This window comes from Nocardia nepalensis, from assembly GCF_048910785.1.
In the GTDB taxonomy this organism is placed as follows: Bacteria; Actinomycetota; Actinomycetes; order Mycobacteriales; family Mycobacteriaceae; genus Nocardia; species Nocardia nepalensis.
Genome location: NZ_JBKBET010000004.1, coordinates 171,649 through 195,141 on the forward strand (window position 1 = coordinate 171,649; position 23,493 = coordinate 195,141).

General features: G+C 65.5%; 24 protein-coding genes. 19 read left to right on the forward strand and 5 right to left on the reverse strand.

Going from position 1 to position 23,493, the window contains the following annotated elements:
• Positions 1-45 precede the first annotated feature (45 nt).
• Positions 46-321, reverse strand: coding sequence for a hypothetical protein (locus ACHQ4I_RS04165; protein WP_420770318.1), 276 nt, complete (start codon positions 319-321; stop codon positions 46-48).
• Positions 322-709: 388 nt separating this feature from the next.
• On the opposite strand from ACHQ4I_RS04165, the gene ACHQ4I_RS04170 reads away from it, so the two are divergent.
• On the forward strand, positions 710-1,591 hold the full coding sequence (locus tag ACHQ4I_RS04170) for a hypothetical protein (RefSeq protein ID WP_420770319.1): 882 nt from the start codon (positions 710-712) through the stop codon (positions 1,589-1,591).
• 354 nt (positions 1,592-1,945) lie between these two features.
• Here ACHQ4I_RS04170 and ACHQ4I_RS04175 read toward each other — a convergent pair whose 3' ends face one another.
• Complete coding sequence (locus ACHQ4I_RS04175) at positions 1,946-2,545, reverse strand: hypothetical protein (RefSeq protein WP_420770320.1); 600 nt, start codon at positions 2,543-2,545, stop codon at positions 1,946-1,948.
• 1,360 nt (positions 2,546-3,905) lie between these two features.
• Between ACHQ4I_RS04175 and ACHQ4I_RS04180 the strand changes: the two genes are divergently transcribed.
• From ACHQ4I_RS04180 to ACHQ4I_RS04230, 11 genes are all read left to right on the forward strand, one after another.
• Complete coding sequence (locus tag ACHQ4I_RS04180; RefSeq protein WP_420770321.1) at positions 3,906-4,880, forward strand: hypothetical protein; 975 nt, start codon at positions 3,906-3,908, stop codon at positions 4,878-4,880.
• A complete protein-coding gene (locus tag ACHQ4I_RS04185; RefSeq protein ID WP_420770322.1) occupies positions 4,868-5,674 on the forward strand; it encodes a hypothetical protein in 807 nt (268 codons plus the stop codon). Before ACHQ4I_RS04180 ends, ACHQ4I_RS04185 begins: the two co-directional genes overlap by 13 nt.
• A 109-nt stretch (positions 5,675-5,783) precedes the next feature.
• On the forward strand, positions 5,784-6,998 hold the full coding sequence (locus ACHQ4I_RS04190) for a hypothetical protein (protein ID WP_420770323.1): 1,215 nt from the start codon (positions 5,784-5,786) through the stop codon (positions 6,996-6,998).
• Entirely contained in the window at positions 6,986-7,747 is a 762-nt protein-coding gene (locus ACHQ4I_RS04195) for a class II glutamine amidotransferase domain-containing protein (RefSeq protein ID WP_420770324.1), read from the forward strand. The genes ACHQ4I_RS04190 and ACHQ4I_RS04195 overlap by 13 nt, the downstream gene beginning before the upstream one ends.
• Before the next feature lie 48 nt (positions 7,748-7,795).
• A complete protein-coding gene (locus ACHQ4I_RS04200) occupies positions 7,796-8,053 on the forward strand; it encodes a hypothetical protein (RefSeq protein ID WP_420770325.1) in 258 nt (85 codons plus the stop codon).
• Positions 8,050-8,520: a hypothetical protein gene (locus tag ACHQ4I_RS04205; RefSeq protein ID WP_420770326.1), complete on the forward strand. Its 471-nt coding sequence runs from the start codon at positions 8,050-8,052 to the stop codon at positions 8,518-8,520. The genes ACHQ4I_RS04200 and ACHQ4I_RS04205 overlap by 4 nt, the downstream gene beginning before the upstream one ends.
• Before the next feature lie 94 nt (positions 8,521-8,614).
• Positions 8,615-9,112, forward strand: coding sequence for a hypothetical protein (locus ACHQ4I_RS04210; protein ID WP_420770327.1), 498 nt, complete (start codon positions 8,615-8,617; stop codon positions 9,110-9,112).
• Entirely contained in the window at positions 9,097-9,306 is a 210-nt protein-coding gene (locus ACHQ4I_RS04215; protein WP_420770328.1) for a hypothetical protein, read from the forward strand. Before ACHQ4I_RS04210 ends, ACHQ4I_RS04215 begins: the two co-directional genes overlap by 16 nt.
• Before the next feature lie 17 nt (positions 9,307-9,323).
• On the forward strand, positions 9,324-9,995 hold the full coding sequence (locus tag ACHQ4I_RS04220) for a hypothetical protein (protein WP_420770329.1): 672 nt from the start codon (positions 9,324-9,326) through the stop codon (positions 9,993-9,995).
• Positions 9,996-10,039: 44 nt separating this feature from the next.
• Positions 10,040-10,621 carry a hypothetical protein gene (locus ACHQ4I_RS04225; RefSeq protein ID WP_420770330.1) on the forward strand — a complete coding sequence of 194 codons (582 nt, stop codon included), beginning with the start codon at positions 10,040-10,042 and terminating at the stop codon, positions 10,619-10,621.
• Positions 10,618-11,547, forward strand: coding sequence for a bifunctional DNA primase/polymerase (locus ACHQ4I_RS04230; protein WP_420770331.1), 930 nt, complete (start codon positions 10,618-10,620; stop codon positions 11,545-11,547). The genes ACHQ4I_RS04225 and ACHQ4I_RS04230 overlap by 4 nt, the downstream gene beginning before the upstream one ends.
• 168 nt (positions 11,548-11,715) lie before the next feature.
• Here ACHQ4I_RS04230 and ACHQ4I_RS04235 read toward each other — a convergent pair whose 3' ends face one another.
• Together ACHQ4I_RS04235 and ACHQ4I_RS04240 are read right to left on the reverse strand one after the other, a co-directional pair.
• Positions 11,716-15,126: a tetratricopeptide repeat protein gene (locus tag ACHQ4I_RS04235; RefSeq protein WP_420770332.1), complete on the reverse strand. Its 3,411-nt coding sequence runs from the start codon at positions 15,124-15,126 to the stop codon at positions 11,716-11,718.
• 58 nt (positions 15,127-15,184) lie between these two features.
• A complete protein-coding gene (locus ACHQ4I_RS04240) occupies positions 15,185-15,514 on the reverse strand; it encodes a trypco2 family protein (protein WP_420770333.1) in 330 nt (109 codons plus the stop codon).
• A 285-nt stretch (positions 15,515-15,799) separates the two neighbouring features.
• Between ACHQ4I_RS04240 and ACHQ4I_RS43245 the strand changes: the two genes are divergently transcribed.
• From ACHQ4I_RS43245 to ACHQ4I_RS04250, 3 genes are all read left to right on the forward strand, one after another.
• Complete coding sequence (locus ACHQ4I_RS43245; RefSeq protein ID WP_476445382.1) at positions 15,800-15,928, forward strand: DNA-processing protein DprA; 129 nt, start codon at positions 15,800-15,802, stop codon at positions 15,926-15,928.
• 164 nt (positions 15,929-16,092) lie between these two features.
• Positions 16,093-16,329 (forward strand): hypothetical protein, encoded by a 237-nt coding sequence (locus ACHQ4I_RS04245; RefSeq protein WP_420770334.1) that lies wholly within the window; start codon positions 16,093-16,095, stop codon positions 16,327-16,329.
• Positions 16,330-16,449: 120 nt separating this feature from the next.
• Positions 16,450-18,123: a hypothetical protein gene (locus ACHQ4I_RS04250; protein WP_420770335.1), complete on the forward strand. Its 1,674-nt coding sequence runs from the start codon at positions 16,450-16,452 to the stop codon at positions 18,121-18,123.
• Positions 18,124-18,275: 152 nt separating this feature from the next.
• On the opposite strand, the gene ACHQ4I_RS04255 is transcribed toward ACHQ4I_RS04250, so the two are convergent.
• The gene (locus ACHQ4I_RS04255; protein ID WP_420770336.1) at positions 18,276-18,479 is read right to left on the reverse strand and encodes a hypothetical protein; all 204 of its coding nucleotides are present in this window, start codon (positions 18,477-18,479) and stop codon (positions 18,276-18,278) included.
• A gap of 65 nt (positions 18,480-18,544) precedes the next feature.
• Between ACHQ4I_RS04255 and ACHQ4I_RS04260 the strand changes: the two genes are divergently transcribed.
• The 4 genes from ACHQ4I_RS04260 (at position 18,545) to ACHQ4I_RS04275 (ending at position 22,975) form a co-directional block, all read left to right on the forward strand.
• On the forward strand, positions 18,545-19,732 hold the full coding sequence (locus ACHQ4I_RS04260; RefSeq protein ID WP_420770337.1) for a DUF4192 domain-containing protein: 1,188 nt from the start codon (positions 18,545-18,547) through the stop codon (positions 19,730-19,732).
• Between the two features lie 183 nt (positions 19,733-19,915).
• Positions 19,916-20,458, forward strand: coding sequence for a single-stranded DNA-binding protein (locus tag ACHQ4I_RS04265; RefSeq protein WP_420770338.1), 543 nt, complete (start codon positions 19,916-19,918; stop codon positions 20,456-20,458).
• A gap of 116 nt (positions 20,459-20,574) precedes the next feature.
• Positions 20,575-21,156, forward strand: coding sequence for a hypothetical protein (locus tag ACHQ4I_RS04270; protein ID WP_420770339.1), 582 nt, complete (start codon positions 20,575-20,577; stop codon positions 21,154-21,156).
• Positions 21,157-21,523: 367 nt separating this feature from the next.
• Positions 21,524-22,975, forward strand: coding sequence for a hypothetical protein (locus ACHQ4I_RS04275; RefSeq protein ID WP_420770340.1), 1,452 nt, complete (start codon positions 21,524-21,526; stop codon positions 22,973-22,975).
• Positions 22,976-23,493 lie beyond the last annotated feature (518 nt).

The window sequence follows — 23,493 nt, forward strand, 5'->3', positions numbered from 1 at the left end:
TGGCGCGGTCTTCGACCGGCCGCCGCTGGGTGTTTCGGCGTCTGCTCACCACTCCTCCTTCGCGGCTTCCTGCAGAGGTTCGTTTTCCGGCTGTGCACTAGATTCGTGCTCATGGGCGCTGTTCCGACGGAACCACTCGGGCCAGCGCCCGAAGCCCGTTGTGAGCATGCCGAATACACTCGGAATATCCTCCGGCCTGGCGCGAATCAACGCAGTGACCGACCCCACCAGGACCGCGGCTGCAATCACCAGCAGGGGCAGCTGCAGCCATACGATGACCCAGCCCCCGCACTGTGCAGCAGCAGAAATGAACGCGGACAACGTATCTCCTCTGAACGCAAAGAAGCCCCCGGCGAGCGCCGAGGGCTTGAGGGTTAGGACGAGAAAAGCCCCGCTCAGATGAGCCGGGGCTTTGGTCTGGGCACAGAAATGCCCTTCGAGCAGTCAGGCTACCAGAAGCTACAGTCTGGAATCCACCCAGCTCAGGAGGTGTTTCCCATGTTGCAGGTCTCCTCTTTAGTTTCGTTTCACGAGTCGCCGGAGCCATCAGCGTGCAAGCGGAGATCATTCGGGAGCTGATCGTGCCCGGCACCGACGAGGGCCCCGACAATGGCTAGCACATGCTCACGGTGTGCCCGCCTGACGCTGAGTGCAGACACAAGCCGCGAACCGCGCTGACGCCGACTGCACGCACAGCTAGCCTGTTCCAATGCCTTTCGATGAGGACACCGCAGACCTCTTCGAGCTGTGGAGTGCGGAACTCGGCGGTCTCTACGTCGCCTGGAATCTGACGAATGTGCAGTTCGGCGCTGGCGCGAGCGCAGGGTCTCCTGCTTCGCGTGACGATGCAGCGCTGGAGGCCCGGTCGCCCGAGCCTCACAAGCCCGAGGGCACCGGTGCGGGCGTAGATGCAGTCCAGATGATCGACGCCGCTGCACAGCATGCTAAGGGCCTGAAGGCACTCGTGGACAGCCGAGCCATGTCACTTGCGCCCTGGCCGATTGCCCGTGCGATCGTTGAACATGTCGCTCATGCTGTGTGGCTTCTTGAGCCTGGCATCACGCCGGAAGCCCGTATGGCGCGGCGGTGGATGGCGCGAGTGGCGGCAGCGCACCGCTTGCGTTGGATGGCCAGCGCACGCCGTGCACCAAGTGCCCAAGTGCGCGACGCCAAGAAGCTCCGCGAATCGCTCCGTAACGAGCTACTACAGCGCTTCCCCGGTGCAGAGATTGAGTGGAACGATCCAGCTGAAAATCCGCTGCCTCCATGGAATATCGCAGGTGAGAAGTATCCGACTTTCGGGCAGCAAACCCGGCTGCTCACCAAGTTCGGCGCGCACAACGTTGCAGGCCTCTACGACGCGCTCTCGCTGAGTTCGCACCCCAACATCATCGCGTTGACAACGGCGATCGAAAGCACCCGAGAGGGCAACCATGTCCGGCTCAGCTATCGCACCGATACCGAAGCATGGGGTTCGATTATTAGACTCGCGAGTTCGGTGGTGTATGTCGCTGCATGCGCCGTATGCGGCTACTTTGATGGCCAAGACAACCATTTGACGGACTGGTACGACACCTACCGGCCCATTTGACGGCGTGCAGGGCGCATTTCTGAGGATGCGACCGAGCGGGTCTCGCCCAGCACGCCCTCAAACCGCGCCCCACGGATTGCGGTCATCGCTGGCGGCGTTACATGGCTCACGCAGCGGCCTTGTGCTTGGTGGGCAAATCCGGAAATGCCCAAACCTGTGACTGGAAGCCCATACCCGATGCTGTCAGAGCTGACAACGCACGGCCATCGGCATTTCCGTGTGTTCGACCTGCCGAGATGATCTCCGCCGGTTGGCCTTTCGGGAGCGCGCCACGTGGTCGTCCCAGACCGCGCGCCACGCGCCATGAGCGGATGGCCCTGAGATTGCGATCCGGGCTGACCCAAGGTGAGTTAGTCAGCGAACATCAATGATCTCGTCGAGTGCGGCCCGGGCCGCACCGAGGAACTCGAGCCGAGCCACAAGGTAGCGCTCACCCATCTCTTCGATCGTCTGCTGACGGAGGCGTAGGTCGTCGGCTGAGCGCGAATGCGCCTCGGCAAGATCTCGGACCGCCTGAACCAACGAGCCGAACTGTGAAACCAGCTCCTGAGTAGCGGCGGCGACATGGCCTGGCCCCTCCAGCAACACCAGATCACCGACCTGCTCGGCATGCTTAATCAGCCTAGGGATCTCGGCAAACCGCTCCACCGCCAAAGGTTCCGGTGGCGTCGCGGCTTTGAGGGTGCGGAACTCTTGCAGATTCGCGCGATCTGCAGCAGCCGTTGCCTGCAGGAAGTCGAGATAGGCGGCTTGCCGACGTTCACGCCGCCAGCGAAAGTGCTCCACCCGTAGCTCAAGAACTTGATTGTCCTTCTGACCTAACTCGTTGCGTGCCTGCTGTCGTTCGAGAGCAGCCTGGCGACGGTTCTCGGCCCTCGCTCCGATGATGGCAGTGAGCGCTGCGCCCAAAGCTGTCCCCAGAACGCCTACCGCCGCAACGAGAACACTGATCATGACTTCTCCGAGCGGGACGAGGGACTACATACGACGATTCCGCATCGCTCTACAGGTGATTATCAGCGGCCAAGAGCTCGATGGTAGAGCATTCGTCGCGGCCGTGCGATTGGTTGCCGATTTCCTTCGGGAAGTATTGACCTTGCTCCACTGCACGTAATCGGCTACTTAACACTGGTGCCAGGGCTGGATCCCGGCCATTACCGCGTGTTCTCGCCAAACGATGAATGCTCGGCTGGGTACTCAACTCGCTCTGTGCCGCCGGAATTCTCGAACATCTCCGAGGAGGCTCAGGCCCGACATGCCGCCAGGATTGGCAAACAACCGACGTCACAGTTCGCGAACAAAGCCACCGTTGCGATCAGCAACAGAACTCTCTGCAGCGAGGTTGATATCCTGTGCCAGTTGACCTTACGCACCTGCCAGATACCTGGCGCACTGCGGGTCAGGCGATGGATTTGAGGCCGGTTAGCGGGTTTCAATCTGCCACTTATCCTGACGCACCGCAGGTCAACGGTTCGGCACTGCGCCGGGTTCACTGGCACAGGACAGTTGAGGTGCCAATCTGCCCATAGCGCACGAATTTTCGATCCCCGAGATCGGCAACGGTTGCCCTTAGCTCGAACACAGCCACCGAGACCGTGGGCCAGTCTCGACTTGACACCATCTACCGACACGTAGCCAAAATCCTCTACTAACCCGAACGCCGGGCCCGAGCAAACGCTTACAGCCAAGCCGGCAAGGTCACTGCGCCACTGGTGAATTCGACATCGACGCGCATCGCATTCCTCCCACTACTTCCGTCTCGTTTCAAAGTACGGCCCAGGTGATCTGCGGTCGAAGACATCTCGGTTCCCTACGTCTAACGCGCCTTTGAGCAGCTGCGTGGTCAGTGTTGTTGGCAGGTCCCCTGATTCGTGGGGTATGAGCATCCACTCCGCCCATCTTCTCTATCGGCTGCTGCGGAGCCGCCGGTGTGCACAGCTCCATTCCTAGTAACCGCGCACCACACCCCACCGGTGGTCCGCAGTCGCCGCGTCTGTCTGCCCTTGTCCTGTCCTGTCCTTTCGAACGCCAGGTTCGAGCGATCCCCCGCTCGGACCTGGCGTTTTTTCGTTTCCGCGGAAGGTGTTCTGTCATGCCTGAACTCGATACCGCCGTGTGTGCGGTGTGTCGGACCCGCCGGAGTGGTCCGCGATATCCGGTCGAGGACCAGTTGGTGTGCCCACCGTGTCTCGGTGAGCTGCCGGTGTGTGACGCCTGCGACGACCAGGTGCTGCGTGTCACCGAAGCCGCTGATGACCGTCGACTGTGCGGCAGGTGCACGGCGGGGTGGGGCGGGTGTGTGTCGTGTGCTCGGTTGACCCATCCGTACGAGCGCACCGACACCGACGAGACGGTGTGCTACCGATGCGCGGACGCGTTCTTCGACCGGTGTTTCAACTGTGGCCGCCACAGTGCCGCGAGCCGGTATGTCTCCGGTGGGCTGCGTGCCTGTGTCCGCTGCGCGGCCGGGTTTAGCTCATGTCGGGAGTGCGGGACGTTGATGCGCGGGCAACGCTCGTGTGAGCTGTGCGCGCATCCGCCGCGGGTACGTAACTACAGCTTCAAACCCGATCCCCGCTTCCACGGCGAGGGGCCGCTGTTTTTCGGGCTCGAACTCGAGATCGTCGTCCCCGACGACATCCTCGACACCGCGGTGGAAGTGGCGACCGGTCGGCTGTCCGGATTGGGGTATCTGAAGCGGGATTCGTCGATCCAGCCCGGCGGCTTCGAACTGGTCACCCATCCGATGAGTTACCGCTATGGGCTGGATCGGTTTCCGTGGCCGCTGCTGGAAGAGCTCGAGGATCTCGGTTGCGGTACGAACGCCGGTGTCGGGTTGCATGTGCACGCCAGCCGCGCCGGGTTCGCGTCCCCAGCGCATGTGTTCCGGTGGATGAAGTTGTTGTACCGCAACGAATCCGAGGTCACCCGGCTCGCGCGGCGGCGCTCCCGTTATGCCCCGTTCGACCGGGCCGCGCGCTCAAGGGTCAAGGACACCGCCAAGAACCACGTCCACGCCTTGGGCTTGAACCGGTATCAGGCCATCAACCCCTACCCGCGTCACACCCTCGAACTGCGGGTGTTCGCCTCTTCCCTCGATGTGGGGCGGGTGCAGGCGGCGTTGGCGTTCACTGCGGCCTCGATCGATTACACCCGCGCGCTGCGCATCCCCGATGTGCGGGCCGGTGCGTGGGAGTGGGCGCGTTTCGCCGCGTGGGTCGATGCGCGCCCGGCGTATCTGCCGTTGACCGAACAGTTGCGTGAGTTGGAGCTCGCATGTGCCTGCTGACCTGCTTCCCGCCCGGTGTCGCACCTGATCCTCATCCATTGCGGATCGGCGGGCACACCAACCATCACGGCCACGGGTACGCCCTCATCGTCGGCGACACCATTCGCACGGGGCACAGCATGGAGCCCGACCCGTTGATCGAGGAGTTCACCGGTTTGCGTGCGCGGTATCCCGACGGGTACGCGTTGTTCCATTCCCGCTACGCCACCCGCGGTGTCCGCTCGATCGAGAACTGTCATCCGTTCCGGCTCGGTGGTGATCCACGAACGGTGTTGGCGCACAACGGGACCCTGCCCAGACGGGTACATCCGCGCGCCTACGATCCGCGGTCAGATACCCGGATCGCGGCCGAGGAATATTTGGCCGCAGCCCCCTTCGGGTCGATCGACACCTACCGCGGTGCCCGCGGTCTGGCGTCGTGGCTGGGGTCGAGCAAGCTGCTGATCCTCACCGTCGATCCCACCTACCGCCACCGCGCCTACCTCTTCGGCGAGCAGGCCGGGATCTGGGAGGACCGGATCTGGTACTCCAACACCGGTTATCAGCCGATGTCGCGGCGTTGGCCGGACCGGTACCGGCTGCGCTGCGGCGGGTGCCGGGAGTTCGACCTCGACCGGCGAGGCCGTCACTGCAGCTGGTGCGGTTGGTGCTTCGACTGCGAGCAGCCCTTCCCGCACTGTGATTGCTACTCCCGTCACGCCCCCCGCGATCGCGGTGGCGAGGCGCCTGTGCTGACCCGCGCCCGGCACGCCGGTCACCATCGCGCCCGCGCCTGCGCGCCTGACACTGCCTGACCTTCACCGCTGTCAATTCCACCTCAGCTGTCAAAGCCCCCGCACTCCACCGGTTTTCCGGTGGTTGTGCGGGGGCTTTGCCGTTCCCGTCGAAAGGTCGTGATCTCCCATGCCCGCCGCCACCGTGTCCGATACGCGCTGTGAGGACTGCGCGCTCACCGTCGCCCTGAAGGGCCTGGTCACCCTTGTCGAAGGGGAGCGGGTCTGCGGTGACTGCGCCACCAGTCTCTCGTTGTGCGATGGCTGCGCCACCCACACCCGTGAGGTCGGCTACACGGTCACCGACACCGCGCTGTGTCCTCGCTGCCTTGACGGTTGGTCGCGTTGTGACCGCTGTGATCTGTTCACCCGCGATATCACCGCGGTGATCGACGGGCCGGACGTGTGCCCGACCTGCGTCGAAAATTACGACCGCTGTGATGAGTGCGGCGCGTACGCCGAACACACCGAGACCGTGCAGGGCGGCAACGAGGTGTGCTCGACGTGCCGCTTCGATGACTACCACTACTGCGAGGACTGCGACACCCTCATCCCGCTCAGCGACGACCGCTGCGACAACTGCTACGACAACAGCAGCCACCACCTGGTCCACGACTACGACTACCGCCCGCAACCGTTGTTCCACGGCGAGGGCCCGCTGTTTTTGGGCATGGAACTCGAACTCATCACCCCCCATTCGCAATTCGACGACGCGGTCGAACTCGCGGTTGCCGAGCTCGGGGACCTGGGTTACCTCAAAGAGGACAGCTCCATCAGTCCGTGCGGGTTCGAGCTGGTCACCCACCCGATGTCGTGGGACTACGCGCGCACCCGGTTCCCGTGGCAGCTGCTGAACAAGCTGCGGCTACTGGGGTGCCGCACCGACAGCAGCGTCGGGATCCACGTGCACGTCTCCCGGGCCGGGTTCTCCTCCCCCGCCCACATCTACCGGTGGCTGAAGTTCGTCTACCGCAACGAATCCCAGGTCACCACCCTCGCGCGCCGCCGCTCACCGAACTGGGCCGAATTCTCCTCCCAAGCCCGCTCGCGCGCCGCGGAATTCGCCAAGGGCAGCACCGTGGGGTGGGGCCGCTATCAGGCCATCAACGTCTACCCCGCCCACACCTTCGAACTGCGCGTGTTCGCCAGCTCCCTCTACCCGCGCCAGGTCAAAGCCGCCCTCGCGTTCGCCGCGGCCTCGGTCGAATACACCCGCACCCTCACCGCCGCGCAGGTCGCACGCCGCCGCGGCTGGGAGTGGTCGGCGTTCACCGCCTGGCTCACCACCCGCCCTGACTACGCCGATCTGCTCACCGAGTTGGAGGTCCTGCGATGTGCATGCTGACATTCCTCAAACCGGGCGCCACCCCCAATATCGCCGCGCTGCGCAACGGGGCACTGTCCAACCCGCACGGCCACGGCTACGCCCTGATCACCGCGGACACGATCACCACCGGCCACAGCCTCGACGCCGAGACCGCGATCGGTGAATTCGCCGCCCTGCGTTGCGAATACCCCGACGGTCCGGCGTTGTTCCATTCCCGCTTCGCCACCCACGGCCAGCACACCCTCGACAACTGTCACCCCTTCCCGGTCGGCGGCGACGAGCGAACCATGCTCGCCCACAACGGGATCCTGCCGTCCACTGTCCACCCCGCTGCCGGGGACGAGCGCTCCGACACCCGGATCGCGGCCGAGGATTTCTTGCCCACCATGCCGTTCGGGTCGCTGGACTCCTGGACCGGGCGGGAGGGGCTGCAACGGTGGCTGGGCAGCGACAAGGTCGTGCTGCTCACCGTCGATCCCGCCTACCGCCACCGCGCCTACCTGTTCAACGAGGCGCGCGGGCACTGGGACGCCGAGGCCGGGATCTGGTACTCCAACCACGATTACCTCGGTATGGGCTGGCGCTACGTCGAATTCGACTTCGGCTACTGCGAGAACTGCGGCGAGGAAGACGGCACCGCCTCCGGGCCGCACTGCACCTATTGCGGATCCTGCGCCGACTGCTACCAGCCCTTCCCCCACTGCGACTGCCCGGATCTGGCAGGCCGCCAACGCTACGCGGACCTGCTCGACCTCGAAAACGCCTAAACCCCAGGCACTTCCCCACCCGACCCATCTGCAAGGAGCACGTCCGTCATGCCCTACAGCCTGAACCTGGCCAGCGTCCTGATCGATGTCCGCGACATCAATGACCGCCAGATCGTCGCCAGCACCGATGGACACCGCGTCCGAGTGCTGATCCGCGACGCCGAGCACCCCGCAACCGAATGGCTTTACGCCGATCTCGCCCCCGACAGCGCCGACGCCCTGACCGTGGCGATCGCGACACGACACCGGCCTCGCCCCGTGCGATGGCTCACGCTGCGGCGTTGGCGGCGGGCAGCGAACCGATGAGCGAAGACCACACCATCGCCGAGACCGGAACCGCGACGCAGATCCGGTTCCTGCGAAACGTCCTGGACCGCCTCGACACCCTCATACGTGAGACCGCCCCGCGGGATGGGCTGCGCCGCCTGCACAAAGCCATTGCGCAGCGAGTCACCGTGCTCACCGACACCGACACCGACACCGACACCGACACCGACGACGGTCGCGGTGGCGGTGGCGGTGAGGCCGCCGATCCGGTGATCGCGCTCATCACCATCGAACTTCATCGGCTACGTCGCTGCGGCTCCGCCGCGACGATCACCACCCGCGGCGGACACCGCCACGACCGCGTCCACGTCGCCGCGGTCCACCGCCACCACACGGTCCTGCACCGCCTCGGTGGCCGCGACCGGGTTCTGCTGCCGCTGCGGTTCATCGAAGCAGTCCACCCCCACACCCCCGCCTCGACCGACAAGGAGCCCACACCCCAATGACCGACCCGTTCCCCACCGACCGCCGCCAGTCCCTCACGCTGCTGTTCACCGACAGCGGCAACTCCCCCATTCCAGGCGCCGAGGGGTGATCCCGATGGGCACTGACCTGTCTTGCTTCAGCGCTCGTATCCGGGTCGATCCGTACCACGCGCCGTACCTGCCCGACGGTGGGCGGCTGCTGTCGATGCTGGTCGTGGGATATCACGCGGCGTTTGCCACCGGCCCGCGGCCGGGTACCCCCATCGCGGTCTTCGACCGCCTGCCCAACCGCACCCTCGTACAGGGCACCGCTGCGCTGGCGTTGGTGCGCGTCGAGTACGCCACCGAAATCACCACCGTCGCCCCCGACGGTGGCAGCGAGATCAGCTGGGCCCCTGACCCGTTCGGTATCGGACTGCCCGAATTCGGGTGGCGGCTGGTCCCCGCGCAACCCACTGGTGGCCGGTGGGTGATCGCACACGGGTGCTGGGCCGCCGGTGGCCGACAAGGTGTGCTTCCGCGCTCACTCACCACCCAGGTACCCGGTGCCCCGACCGTCGTCACCGTCCACGACCACGACCCGCACACCGGAAACCGATGGCCGAGCACCTGATCGGCCACATCGGCGACCTCATCGCCTGGATCGAGGCGAACCTGCCCGACCTCGACGAGGACCACTTCCACCCCTGGACCACCGGCCCCACCGCACCCGGCGCACCGACAGCCCGCATCGAGGTCGGCATCCACAGCCCCGGACACCCCAACCGGCGGGTCAGCGTCGCCCTGACCGCCGAACCTGTCCACTGAAAGATTCGAGGTGAGCATTGACTTCCACACCATCGTCTGCGAGCGGCCCGGACCGGGTCCCGGTCCCCGCCCGCCTCACCGGCGCTACGCGTGCGCGGGGACTGGTCGTCCCCCACATCACTCTCACCCATCGTGACCCCGCGCGACCGGTCTGGGGAATGCTCGACCCGCGCCGCGCCTGGGAGATCTTGTGGGGCAAGCGGTGTCAGATCTGCGGTCACCGACTCGAGGACCGGGTCGTCTTATTCATCCGCTCGATCGACTACCTCCGCGGCCTAGCGGTCGAACCGGGAGCCCATCCCGAGTGCGCGCACTACAGCCGCCTCGCGTGCCCGATGCTGGCCGGTCAACAGCACCACTATCACGCCAACCCCGCGGTGCGCTTCGCCCACTGCGACGACCTGGACTGCGAATGCCGGTACTGGCAACCCCGCGACCCCGACCCCCGCGAACCGTCCCGGCAAGGGCAACCGGCCGAAGCCTGGTACGAGGCATGGCTGCACATCAACGACTACAGGATCATCGACGACCCCGGCAACGAACACGCCGCCCCCGCAGTCGGAGTGAACCTCACCGGAGTCCGCTTCCTCAAGCTGCGCAAAATCCGCGACGCCACCGCGCCCTCCGGGGATCAGCCGCCGGAACCGTTGGCGATGCTGGCCGCGCTGCGCGAGGTGTTCGGGATCTGACCACACCACTGATCCATCCACCATGTGAAAGGAGTTGCGCTGGTATGGATTTCCTCGACCTCACCCATCAAATCACGGCCGAGCTCGCAGACGGGTGGCGTGCCGAGCGGGGATACATGACCCGCCGCCACGCTGTGCTCGCCGGCCCGGCGGATCAGTCGTTGACGATCACCCACGGCGATGATTCCTCACGCCACACCGATCACGGCCGTCTGCGCATCGAAGGCACCTACACCCCGTTCAGCGCCCACCGCTATCGCGGCGACCCCGACCACGTCATCACCGTCGCCGCCCACCGGCCACCCGCCCAGATCGCCGCGGACATCGCGCGACGTCTGCTCCCCGGCTATCAACGCACCCTCGACGGATACCGGGCCAGGGCCCGCGAAGACGCGGCCGTTCTCGCCCGCCGCGACGCGGTGCTCGACGAGTTGGCCGCCGTGCTGGCACCTGTCCATCGTTCCCGCGAGGACCGCATCGATTTCGGTAATCTCACCGACCCGGTATCGGCCTCGATTCGGGTGCTTCGCAGCGGTGAGGCCGAATTGAAACTGCGCCTGGGCCGCGACCGCGTTCTCCCCCTCGCCCGCCACCTCGCCGCGCAGCGCACGATGGAAACGGTGTGAACCCCGCCCCGCGTGCCGCGGCCGATACTCGCGTACACCACCGCCCTGATGCCACCACAGGGGTCCAGGTCGCAATCGACAGCGCTGCCCGCGGATTCCATGTGTTTCCCGTGCACGCGGGCAGCAAAACACCCGCGATCGGAAACTGGGAGAACGCCGCCACCGTCGATCCCGCCCGCATCCGCTGGTGGTGGCTGCGCTGGCCCGAGCCGAACGTCGGAATCGCCTGCGGGCCCAGTCGACTACACGTGCTCGACCTCGACACCAGCCACGACCAGCCCCCACCCCCGCGGTGGGCCGGTGCCCGCGACGGCCGCGACGTCCTCGCACGCCTCGCTTCCGAAGCCGGGCACCGGGTCCCGGTGCCGACCTTCGCAGTCGCTACACCCTCGGGCGGGATGCACCTGTACTACCGGCCACCCCCAACCACGTTGTTGCGCAACACCATCGCCCGACTCGGGTGGCGCATCGACAGCCGCGGTATCGGCGGCTATGTCGTCGGCCCCGGCTCCGCGCTGCCGTCGGGACGGTACCGGGTCCTCGACGACCGCGACCCGATCCCGCTACCCCGCTGGCTGGCCGAACTCCTCGCACCACCGCCACCACCGCCGCTGCTGCCGATGGGGTCGGCTGCCCAGATCACCCACCCGGACGCCTACATCGCGGCGGCACTGCGTAACCAGGCCGACCGGATCCGGTTCGCACGCACTGGTACACGCCATCGCGCGGTGTTGCTGGCCGCCAACAGCCTCGGACGCCTCGTCGGGCAGGGACTGCTCGACCGCGACCACGCCTACTGCGTCCTTTCCGATGCTGCCGCACAGCACGTCGGTATCGACGGATTCACCGAAACCGAAGCCGCACGCACCATCGGCGACGGCCTCACCTACGCCGCCACCCACACCAGCCGGATTAGGAGTATTTGACCTTCATAGACGGCGCGCGAGCTACCCATATAACGCGCGATAGGCGGCACCATCGGGTACTTCAGCAAACTGAAGTATGCGTGTGATGGGCCGGGCCAGGCCGCCGGGTCGAACTGGATTACAACAACATTTAGGCCACGACCAACGGGTGAATGTCGTTCCCTCGCACTACTCCTCGTTCGCAATTTCTTCACGAACTGCGCGTGCTTGCGCCGCCAGATCATCGTAAATTATTGATTCCCCTTCAGAAAGTTCGCTGCAGATGTCGATGGCCTCCGAGATCTCATTCAATGCAGCGTCTCGCATCCCCGCCTTGTGCAAAAAGGTTGCCAGATTGAGCAAGAATAAGGCCAGATTGGGAAGGAATTCTCGCGGATTCACGAGTGCCAACGCTCGTTGTATTTCCACGCATTCATTCTCCGCCGCGACTGCTTGCTCCGCGCATCCTTCAGCCATTTGCTGCCGCCCCAATGTATTCAGGCAGATTGCAAGGGATGATCTGTAAACACGGGGGTTCTTGGCGGCCAAGCCGCGATGTATATCGACCGATTCGATTACTGCGTCGCGCGCTTCCGGGCCTCTATTCAACTCGATCAGCATATGCGCGAAGTTGTGCAGGCTCGAGGCGAGTTTCGGTTCGTAGGCTTCTTGGTTAATCCCGGCCAGACTCCGTAGTATTCCGACCGCTTCGGACGCGGATTCGCATGCCTCATCTGGCCGACCTGCCTCGAATTGTCTAGTCGCCAAATTGTACAGGCTCGATGCCAAGTTGGGCAGGTTAGATTCTGGGTATTTGCAAACGAGCTCGCGCTGAATCGCGATGGCCTCGGCGGCCGACTCAAGTGCTTGCTCGCCCCGGTCGAGCGCTCTCAGCCAGATTGACATGTTGTTCAGTCCGGATGCGAGGTCCGCCAAATATGCGTCCGGCCTGTTCTTGGCCAATTCGCGATAGATCGACAGTGCTTCGGTTCCGGCAGCCAGGGCCTCGATGTTTTGTCCTGCATCGTGCAGCTGGGCTCCGAGGCCTATCAGGCACCCGGCAAGTCGTGATTTCGCGATGTTGGGATGGGCTTCGGTCGCACTGCGGACTGTTGAAACTGCTTCAGTGGCTGCGGCAAGAGCCAAGGCACCGTTGCCGGAGTGGTGTAGCTGTCTGGCTAAAGTGTAGAGCGCAGCACCAAGGTCGATTCGATAGGTTTCCGGGTCGTCCGCCACCAACCGGCGGTAGATTTCGACGGACTCGGTTGCTGCGTCGAGTGATTCATCTTCTCGCATCATAGTTCCCAGAAGGGCAGCAAGGGTGGCGAGATATTTGGCAAGAGTGGACCAACCATCCGCATCTCGGGTTTCAGTCAGCCCTCGCTGGATTTCCACCGCCTCGTTCGCCGCGAAAAGCGCCTCATGGAACTGGCCTGCGCGGTCCTGCCATAGCGCCATCTTGTAAAGGCTGGCGGCAAGCAGAGCACGGCTGCGAGTGGAGCCATTGGGTGATGTTTTGAGTCGCGCGACAATCGCACGGCTCAGCGAAATTGCGGGGCGTGCAAGGATCTGTGTAGCGACCGGCAGTGAATCTTGATATTGGATCAAGAGTTCGATGTCGGTCCTATGGTCGGAGGCCAAGTGCTCAAGTGCAGCGATCAAAGGATCAGGGGTTTCGACCTGGGTAGCGACCCGAAGAGCGGCAGGTAGCAGAGTCTCGTGATACTGAATACACATCGCTGTGAGACGCCGACCTGCATCAGGCATCAAGTGGGTATGTGCCGTAGCACGTGCACAGACAGCCAGCAGCCGTTCGGCTTCGGAATCACTGATAGCTGCTGCCAGATGGTAAATTATGCACGGACGGGTCCGATCGATGAGCAACATGCCGATCAGATGCTCAGCGACACGGTCCGGCGCCAATCCGTCGAACATTCCCGGGCCCTGGCCGGGATATAAACTCATCAGCCAGTCCCGCAGCGATGCTATGGCTACTCGGCTTTGATCGGAGAGGTCAGGTACCCGCCGCAGGACCTCCCCTAGCCGCTCTGGGTTTGGCGGTGCCAGTACAACTGTTGCTGCGACGACATCGGTCAAGGTCGCGATCGGGAGTTCAGGCAGTAACCCCTGTGCTCGGGCAGTCTTCTTCCAGTAGCCGCGTTCATGATCGAGCACACGCGCTTCCAGAGCCCGACGTCCACGGTTCTCAGCTCCACCATGTCCGAGGGCAGCAGCATCGAGAACGTCCACCAATGCATGCATCTGAACGCCCAGCACGGTCAAATCTTGCTCGACACCTATCGCGGCGGCCACAGCCCCATCCGGCACGGGCAAATCGGTGCCGTCCTGCCATAGAAGCTCCGGTAGCACCCGGCGGAAGGACTCCGCAGCTGCGTCATAGGTTTGCTGTCGTTCCTCGGCTGTGTTATCCAGCAGGCCCAGCAAACTCACGTTGGCGTGGTCGACGATCTCAGCAACGACGTCACCACCATCGATGGCCAATTGCTGCCACCACGCTCCCGCTGTGCGCGCCAACAACAGAATCTTCATGGTGCGATCCGCCCGCAATCGCGCGACTGCGCTGAGCAGAGCGCAGGCTTGGTTGGGTCGGGTCTCGGCATAATCGACCACGACGAGAAGGTTTGTACGCACCTGCGCCAGCACGCGCAGCTGCTCCGCGCTAGCACCGGGGTCGAGCCACACGACCGCCCATCCTTGCGCACTGAGACATTCTCCGAAGTGATGTGCGAGCCGAGTCTTACCCTGACCACCACGACCGTGAAGCAGCCACAAGCCCAACCCTGCCACCTCGGCCCATTGCTGCAACTGTCCCAGTAATTGAGATCGGCCCTGAAAAGGCACCACGGCACGGCGAGCGGTCAGCAGCGAGGCCGGAGTCCGCACGGAGGTCGATCGGTTCAGGGGCGACTGGTGATCCATCAACTCCTGCAACTCAATTGCCTCACACCGCAACCCGTCCTCACCCGCCAACTCGGCGACAGCGGCCCTGAAGCCGGCATCGGCAAGCAGCACATAGGCTGGTACCGCCTCGAGGCCCGCGTGCTCGCGGTGCGCGGCGTCGACCGCAATCACACCGACCAGCAGACCTCCGCAAAACACCGCCGCACCCGACATCCCCTCCCACGGCGAATCCTTCCCCACCGCTGGAGTAGGTGGATACATGTCCAAGTGCACGACATACTTATCGGCCACATACCTGTCGCCGGGATTGATGGTGCCCCGGGGTTGTTCCAGATCCGCTGGCGCAGAATCCCGTTGAACGAAATCCGGCAAACCCCATGTGCGGCATGCAAGACCGGGATCGAAGGTGACTGTTCGACCCCACATCACCGGTGAGACCGGGGGCGGATCCCACGCCGAATCTATCAATTTGATCAGTGCCGCGTCGTCACGACCGCCAGCGATACCTCGCCATGCCACGAGTCCGCTGTAAACGCTCCTCCGGCCGGGTTGGAACACGGTTACCGTCGTCCCGACCTCCGAAACGACATGCGCCGAGGTCAGGACCAGATGGGTGGCGATGAGATAGCCCGAACCCCGACGTTCGCCGCCCACACCCACAACCCGATCGCGTTCCACGCTCCAGCCTCTCCGATCACTGACGCCTACGTGATCCTTCCGTTCGGCTCAAACCATTTCAGCGCCCGAGGTGTCCGGACGTATCTCCCGGACCGGTTTCGCCGTTGGGCTCGCCGCCGACGAGAATGTCTCCGCCACCGGGACGCTGCGGATTCAGTGTCAACGACACCCGATGCTTGCGTGTCCTCGAACCACCAGCCTCAACATCGCCCGCGACCACCCAAGCTTTGAAGCCGCCTTTGACTTTGGCATCGGCGCGTAGTTCCACCTCGAATGCCATCTCGATCGGCCCAACTGCAAACTCGATCTCCGCCCCCGAACCCTGGGCAGCGGCGGCGAGAAGTTGATCACGAAGGGCGGCGACGGCGTCCCCCAATTCGATGTCCATAACCACTCATCGCCGTCGGTTCAGGAACCGCTACACCTTTGCTGTACCGCCAGACACCTTCGTTGTGTCCAATCTCGCCGTGGACCACCCGACACCCGTCCTCCACGTCCGGTTGGCCAGGTAAAGCCGAGCCGGTACCCGACGCCGGAGCACACCAGCACAAGCTACGCGGGGAATAGCGCACTCCGGAATACATGACCTTCACCAGTGGATGCCATACCACCACACACCAGCGAGATAGCAGCACCCCGTTGGTTAACCGCCCGCCAGCAATGAATTTTCGCTCTGCCGCCCGAGGCGAATCGCTGGTCGGGCACCCTGAACACCGCCGGATGGGCCCACCGGCTGCACCTCCAGGTGTTCGCAGTGCCCGGACCCGCCGACGCCGCAGCGTCGGCGGGCTTCACCGCTTGATCCAGGACCGCCGCGCCGAGCCGGTCACTACCACCGCTGCCCTTCTGGCAGCGATCGACTCACTGTCTCGCTGATCCCTCAGCAGCAGCTATCGCGTTTCCTCTCGCTGTCACCACTGTCCATAGCGGCATCCATGTCCGAATCGATTGTGTTGGAGGTTGTTCGTGTCCTCGAATCCTGTTGCCGTGCAGAGCATGACCCGCGCGGAGTATCAGACCCTCGTCGAGCGCGGCTATGCCGGTCTGGTCACCGCGATCCCTGACACACCGGGGCTGGAGGGTTGGCGCTCGCAGTTCCCGGACTGGCGCGCCCGGAACTGGACCTACACCGAAGACGAGCGCGGCGTGCTTCGGCTGGGGCCGGTCAACCTCACGCGCCAGCGCAACGCCCGCGCCGCCTGATACCCGCGGCCCCCGGTTTTCACGCGCCTGGGCTGTCCCGTGTCCGCTTTTTCGGCGCGGCACCTCACCCCGCTCGTCCGGGGTGCGGTGCCGCGCCGTCTGTTCTGTGAGGAGATCACCGTGAGCACTGCCTCCCTGTCCGTCGTCCCCGACACCAGCACCGAACCTGAACAGCCCGGCACCAGCCCCACGCCTGACATCGTGGATATCGACGGCACCACCGATGTGGAGCGCGACGCCACCGCCATCGATTCCGATCCGATCGTGTCACCGCCGCCGCAGGCCGAGGCGGCATATATGGATCCCAACACGCTGGTGATAGATGAGAACGTGCGTACGACTATCGATCTGGACGCCTATTCCAAGGAGAAGGCGTCGATCAGCATGTTCGGGGTGCGCGCGCCTGCGTTGGCCGAGCGTGAGCCCGACGGGTCGGTGCACGTCTACGACGGCCAATTGCGGGTGCTGCTGGCCCGCGAGGTCGGCCTGGCGAGGGTGCCGGTGTGGATCACCGACGCCGACACGACCGTCGAGGACAACGAACGCCGCATCGCGCGCACGATCGACCAGATCAACCTCAATGACCGCCGGGTCCCGTTACTCGACGCCGACCGCGCCAGTGGTGTCGCGCTCACCCTGGAGTTGGGGGCGAGCGCGACGCGGGTGGCCGAAGGGTTGCAGCGCAAGCGATCCGAGATCACCAAAACCGCCGCTATCGGGGCCTCGCCGACCGCGAAACGGCTCCTTACCGAGGGGCGGCAGCTCGATTTCGATCAGCTCGCGATCATCGCCGACTACGAACGCCGCGGCGACACCGACGCCGTGGCGCGCCTGGAACGCGCCGGACGCTACGACTTCACCTACGTGCACAAGCGCATCGACAACGAACGCGCCGCCACCCGCGCCCTGCTGGAAGCCGCACTCCCGTATGCCGCTTACGGATTCGGCATCCTGACCACAGAACCCGACACCGACGCCGGGTTCGTACCCGCGGCGACACTCACCACCGCCGCCGGTGATCCGGTCACCGCCGAGGATCTCCATGCCGACCCGCAGCAGTGGGTGGTGTGGTTGGCGGTAGAGAAGGGCGCGTTGCTGGTCGACACACAGACCGGTGCGCTCGTCGAATCCGAAGCCGTGGACTGGAACACCCACGCCAACCCCGACGCCGAACCTGGCCAGGGACTGCGCCACGCCGAGTCGGTGCAGCGCGCGGATCGGTGGACCCCGACCTATTACCTGCCCGAGGATGCACTGGCGGGCAGCGGATTCCAGATCGTGGCGGGCGAACCCGACCCGCAGATCGAAGCCGACACCGCAGCCGAGCGGGAGCAGGCGCGGCTGGCGCGGCGGCGGGTAATCAAGTTGAACGAGCGCGGAGAGGCCGCCAACGAGCGCCGCAACAAATTCCTGCCGCAGCTGGTGGCCGGTGCCACCCTGCACCAGTCCACCGCTAGGTTCGTCGCCGAAGCCCTCGCGCACAAGCTCAACCCCGTCGAGCGCACGAAAGTGGCCTCGCTGCTACGGATCGACGCCTCAATCGAGGCGTTGGTCACCGCGATCAGCAATGCCTCACCCAACCGGGCGTGGACGATCGTGCTCGCCATGCAGCTCGCCTGCGCCGAACTCGAGATCGGCAAGAGCCTGTGGCGCGACGCCCTCCCCGCCACACAGCGGTATCTGCGGTTCCTCGACGAGGCCACAGCCGATCCCGACATCGACTTCGCCCTGGTCGACGTCGAACAGGCCGCCGCCAAACTCATCGACTACCACGACATCGACATCGAGTCCTGAACCAGCACACCACAACCTGCACCGGCCCACCACGGATCTGTTCGTGGTGGGCCGGTGCTCGTCACTCACCCGAATAGAAACAGAACACCCTCATGGCCGCAGACGCCTGTCCTCATCGTGTTCGGTTCTGACCGCCGACCCCGAACTGAAGCTCACCCGACATGGTGTGGCTGTTCGCTGTCCAACGGCATCGGCTGCCCCCCGGCGGCCGCGGTGACGAACACGGACCCGACGGGCACCGCCACGTCCACGCCGCGCACCGCCACGACACCGTCATCGGTCATGCCCGCGCCCGAGGTGTGCTGCCGCCGCGCCGATTCACCGAAGTCATCGACCCCCACGACCAGCCGACGCACTGACAGCTCATGCCGCAGGCGCGCCCGGTCATCGCACACATATCCCGCTACCGAGAGGGACTTCCATGCCCGACAACACCGATGACGCTCTATCGCGCTTGTTCGACCAGTTGACCGGTGATCTGGATCGGGTTTCCCGGGATCGTGTTCCGGGCGAGTCGCTGCATGTCGATGATCCCGGTGAGTTGATCGTGGCGGTGCCCGCGATGGTCGGCTTCGTCCCCGAACGCTCGCTGGTGGTGGCCCTGCTTCGCGATACCGGTGATCGGCGGCGAGCACCCGTCATCGACGCGGTGTTGCGGCTGGATCTCGACGTCGACGACAGTCACCCGGGTCGGGCGGATGCTTACGCCGATGCGGTCGCCAGCATCTGCGCCACCGAGGACGCGACCATGGTGCTCGCGGTCATCGTCGATGATCGGATTACTGAACCCCACGACACACAGCCCCAAACCGACTTGAGTATCGGGCCGTGGGCACGACTCGTCGCCGAGTTCACCAGTTGCCTGGCCGAGGAGGACATCGTGGTCGCGGGCGCGTGGGCAGTCCGCGCGATCCAACCGCAGCAACGCTGGTGGGATCTGCTCGGACCCAACAGTCATGGGACACTGCCGGACCCGGCCACCTCGATGGTGACCCTCGCCCACGTGCTCCACGGGCGGCCGATCCGCAGCACCCGCTCCGAACTCACCGAACTGCTCACCCCCGACACCGAACTGACCACCCAGGTCGCCGCGGATCTCGACGACGCCCTCCGGCAGGCCCACGACCGGTATGCCGAGGCCGTGCACCGCGGCGATCCCGACAGCTATCACCGGCAGATGTTGGAGTGGGCGCTGTGGCGGGTCGCCGACACCGACTCCGGGATCGCGCTCACCGCCGGACAGTACGCCGAACTGGCTGCGGCGCTGCGGGATCAGATAGTGCGTGATTCGTTGTTCGCTCTCGCGTTGAGTGCGCACACCGCGCCCGCCGAACAGCTGTGGCTGGCCTCGGCTCGGGCACTGTCGGGCTGCGACCGCGCTGATGCCGCAACACTTCTCGCCTACAGCGCCTACCTCCGCGGCGACGGCCCCCTCGCCGGTATCGCCCTACAAGCCGCTCTGCACGCCGACTCGACACACTCGATGGCCATCCTCCTCGAAACCTCACTGCGCAGCGGAATACGGCCGCACACCCTGCGGCGACTCGCCCACACCGGACGCGGCATCGCCGCCGACCTCGGCATCGATCTGGGACCGATCCCCCACTGACCCAGCGCGGCATCCACCCCCGCACCGACCATGGGGATTCCTCGGCCACCGCGATGTCGGGTTCAACGACTAAACCCCGCCCGATTCACTGGCTGCCCTCACCGGTGGCCGCCAGCGCGGTCCGTGCAGGCCTGTGCGCGCGATTGCTGTTCTCATCCACTAACATTCGAAGGAGTACTCGGCATGGCTGCAGATACGGTCATCACCGTCAAAGGGAATCTGACCGCGGATCCAGAGCTTCGGTTCACACCCAATGGTGTGGCGGTCCTCGATTTCACCGTCGCTTCCACACCCCGCTACCGCGACCCCAACAGCGGGGAGTGGAAAGACGGCGAGGCGTTGTTCCTGCGCTGCAACCTGTGGCGCGAGGCCGCGGAGAACGCCGCGGAGAGCTTGAGCAGGGGCTCGCGCGTGATTGTGACTGGCCGCCTCAAGCAGCGCCGCTGGCAGACCCCAGACGGTCAGAACCGCACCGTCGTTGAGCTCGAGGTCGACGAGGTCGGGCCCTCGTTGCTTTTCGCCACCGCCAAAGTCACCCGCACCAAACGCGACACCAACGGCAACGGCCGGTCTGCGGCCGGGCGCTCCGATATCGGTGACCGGTCCCGCGACCTGGTCGGCGCGGCAGCGTCCACCGGCAGCAGCGGCGGGTCGGCCGATCCGTGGGCGGTGAACACCGCGGGCTCCTTCGGCGGCGGCACCAGCAACGACGACCCCCAGTTCTAACTCACCTTCCCTCCCGCGTGAGCGGTGCCTGGCGGGTTGACGCCGCCGGGCACCGCCTCGACCGCTGACGCGAATCCCGCTGTGTCCATTCCACTTCCGTGATCAGGAGAGCTGTTGTGACCATTGTTTCCCCGACCGCGATCGCGGTGACCCCGTCGTTGACCGATATCGCCGCCCTCGACGAGCTGATCGACACCGATCCCTGCCGGGCCCGCCAACAATTCCGGCAGGCGCTGAAGACCCTCACCCCGGCCGACTGGTCGTTTCTCGGTCTCATCCACCGCGCGTTCGCCAACTCCCCGGAAACGGCACTGGCGCGGGTGGTCTCGATCGCCGGTGCCCGTATCGGCGTGTCCGACAACGGATCCGACCCCAGCATAGATCCCGACGAGCGCCTCTACGCCCTGGCCGACGCCATCGAGATCCCGGTGGAGGTCGAAGTCGGTCCGTGGGCGCGCACTCCGGCCCGCGAGCCCGGTCACGATCTTCGCCTGCACGCGACCCCGAGCACGACCACCGACGCCAGGCGCGAGAGCGCGGAGGCGATCGCGGCCCGCCGCGCACGCCACACGCCGCGCCCCCTCGGACCGGACGTGTTGCGGCACCGTGCCCGCGACGAGCGAGCCGCCCAGCGTCGCCGCCGCGCCGAGGCCGACGCTGATGCCTACTTCGCGCAGCGTCCACCATTGGTGGCCTGACCTTCCCGCGCAGAAAGCAAGAAGAGGAAGGGGTTTGGGTTGGGTGTCCGGGGTGTTCGTCTGGTCGAGCGCCCCGCCTGACTGAAGGGCTACCAGGGCGGTGCCCGCCGCGCCTGCGGGCCCGCGCCCGTGCGTGCACGAATTTCCTCCGGCGCGACGCCCAGCGGTCTGGGTGTGGGTTGGGTTGTGTGCGCGCGAAATTCGCGCCCACCCGTTTCGGCGCGTTCCCTCCGCCGCGTCGTTCACCACCCTGGTCGATCGCCCTTCAGGCGGGTCACCCGACCAGCCGCCCACCCCTCGTGTCGCGAAAAGCGCACGCGATTCCCCGGGGTGGGTTTCCTTTTCCTCGCGAGACAGGACATTCGTCATGCCCAGTGCTTTCCTCGATGCTCTGTTCCACCTGGACCGCCTCTTCCACCTCGACAGCCCGCGCCTCGCGCGCGAGATGTTCCCCGATGTACTCGCTCTCGCGACACCGGACGAGCGTGCGTTCCTCGACGAGCTCACCGACACCTTCACCCGCCACCCGTTCCAGACCGCACACAAACGGCTCGACGCGATATGGAAGGCCGCCGACACCGAACGCCGGGAGCTGATCAACCGCTGCGCACCCGACACCGACCCCGGCCTGCACACCCGAGAGCTACCCGAGATCGTCGAGATCTCCTACACCGCCGCCGAACTCCCGCCGATGCCGGTGCGGGACCGCTACCGGCCGCTGATCACCCACCGCGCCCCGGCGCGAGCCACCGACGCCGCCCGCAACGCTCTCGACAAAGTCGCCGCACGCACCCAAGCCCGCCCGATCCCGACCCCGAGCATTCCCGGGGATCACCGTGCCCACCTGCTGCCGTACGCGATCGCGAACGAGGCAATCCTCACCGGATACGTGACCGGCAGCATGTTCACCGACGGCACCACCATCCCCGACCCCGACGCCGCGCCCGAACCGCCGCAACGCCCGATCGAGCTTCCGGTACCCGATCCCGACTCCGAGACCGAACGCGCCAAGCGCCAGCGTCGTCGGTATGCCCGCGACCACGCCGAAGCCACCGAGCTGTGGGACCGCGTCTACATCAACTATGTTGCGAGCCAATACGACACCGAGCACCGCACCGCCTGGAACGCCCAACGCGGCGGCCGGATCACCGAGGACGAGGCGAAGGCGTTTGCCGATGCCCGCACCGGGTTGCGGGTGCGTGACGACGCACGTCCAGAGATCCCCCGCCAGGGCAACGGCTTGGATTACGACGACGCCGCGATGGTCCCGGTCATGGGATGGCGGTGCGTGTCCTGCTTCATCGAACGCCCCATGACCGACCAGCGCCCCATCCACATCCGAGGCGGACAGTTGGTTTCCGATGACGGGCTCTGCGATTCCTGCCGCGCCGACGCACGGCCCGGGATCGCGCCGCTGCCCGAGGAGTTCACCACCGAGGACTTCGTGGTCTCTCGCTGTGACTTCCTCGCCGCCACCTACCCTGCCGCCGCGCACGCCCTGATCGTTGAAGTCTGGCACCGCGCGGCACCGCACCCGATCTGCCGCCACATCACCCGCTTCCTCGCCACCCATCCCGAGCTCACCCCGAACCCGGCCAAGCCGCTCCAGCTCGCCGCCGAGGTTGCCGCTACCGAGGTAGCACCGCGTCCCCCCGCCGCCGTGCGCAAGGGGCGCGCGAGGTTGGGTGCCGATCAGCGTCACGGCCGCTGCGACGGCTGCACCCGCTACACCGTCGTCCACACCGACAACTACTGCCTCACCTGCCGCATCGACCTCGGCCTCGTCCACGCCCGTCGCCATCGGCCGCAGGCGGCCTGACCCCGCACCACCTCTCGACCTCGGTCCGCTGCGATGCCCACGCCCGCGGCGGACCGGGGTCCTCGACCCGCACCGTGCTTCGCTCACTCCCCACCCCCTCGGAGGTACATAGCTGTGACCCACTCCTGGCTCGACTTCCTCAATGACCATTACTCGGCGATCTGGCTCCTGTGCTGGTTCGCCATCTTCGCGTACTGGGCACGCCCCATGAACGAATCCCGCTGCCGCTGCCGGTGTTCCACCACAGCGTGCACAAAACCTGGCGGGAGATAACCCAGCACCGCCCGAACGCAGCCGCTCACCCGCCGTCCAGCCAGCGCCCATCATCGGCGTCTCCCGACACTCCGGTCCGTCGCGGTGCCCACTCCCGCGACGGACCGGCCACCACCAGCTGCCATCACCCCTGCAACCCAATCCCCTCCACGATCACCTCACAACCTGCCACCACCTCCACTACACTCCCCATCACTACCCAGCCACTCACATACCCGCCGCCGCACACACCCACTGCCTCCCCT

Excerpts from the sequence above, each read along its gene's own strand:
- ACHQ4I_RS04170 (WP_420770319.1), top strand. The coding sequence starts at position 710 with ATGCCTTTCGATGAGGACACCGCAGACCTCTTCGAGCTGTGGAGTGCG.
- ACHQ4I_RS04175 (WP_420770320.1), bottom strand. The coding sequence starts at position 2,545 with ATGATCAGTGTTCTCGTTGCGGCGGTAGGCGTTCTGGGGACAGCTTTG.
- ACHQ4I_RS04185 (WP_420770322.1), top strand. The coding sequence starts at position 4,868 with ATGTGCCTGCTGACCTGCTTCCCGCCCGGTGTCGCACCTGATCCTCAT.
- ACHQ4I_RS04190 (WP_420770323.1), top strand. The coding sequence starts at position 5,784 with ATGCCCGCCGCCACCGTGTCCGATACGCGCTGTGAGGACTGCGCGCTC.
- ACHQ4I_RS04195 (WP_420770324.1), top strand. The coding sequence starts at position 6,986 with ATGTGCATGCTGACATTCCTCAAACCGGGCGCCACCCCCAATATCGCC.
- ACHQ4I_RS04200 (WP_420770325.1), top strand. The coding sequence starts at position 7,796 with ATGCCCTACAGCCTGAACCTGGCCAGCGTCCTGATCGATGTCCGCGAC.
- ACHQ4I_RS04205 (WP_420770326.1), top strand. The coding sequence starts at position 8,050 with ATGAGCGAAGACCACACCATCGCCGAGACCGGAACCGCGACGCAGATC.
- ACHQ4I_RS04210 (WP_420770327.1), top strand. The coding sequence starts at position 8,615 with ATGGGCACTGACCTGTCTTGCTTCAGCGCTCGTATCCGGGTCGATCCG.
- ACHQ4I_RS04215 (WP_420770328.1), top strand. The coding sequence starts at position 9,097 with ATGGCCGAGCACCTGATCGGCCACATCGGCGACCTCATCGCCTGGATC.
- ACHQ4I_RS04225 (WP_420770330.1), top strand. The coding sequence starts at position 10,040 with ATGGATTTCCTCGACCTCACCCATCAAATCACGGCCGAGCTCGCAGAC.
- ACHQ4I_RS04240 (WP_420770333.1), bottom strand. The coding sequence starts at position 15,514 with ATGGACATCGAATTGGGGGACGCCGTCGCCGCCCTTCGTGATCAACTT.
- ACHQ4I_RS04260 (WP_420770337.1), top strand. The coding sequence starts at position 18,545 with ATGCCCGACAACACCGATGACGCTCTATCGCGCTTGTTCGACCAGTTG.
- ACHQ4I_RS04265 (WP_420770338.1), top strand. The coding sequence starts at position 19,916 with ATGGCTGCAGATACGGTCATCACCGTCAAAGGGAATCTGACCGCGGAT.
- ACHQ4I_RS04275 (WP_420770340.1), top strand. The coding sequence starts at position 21,524 with ATGCCCAGTGCTTTCCTCGATGCTCTGTTCCACCTGGACCGCCTCTTC.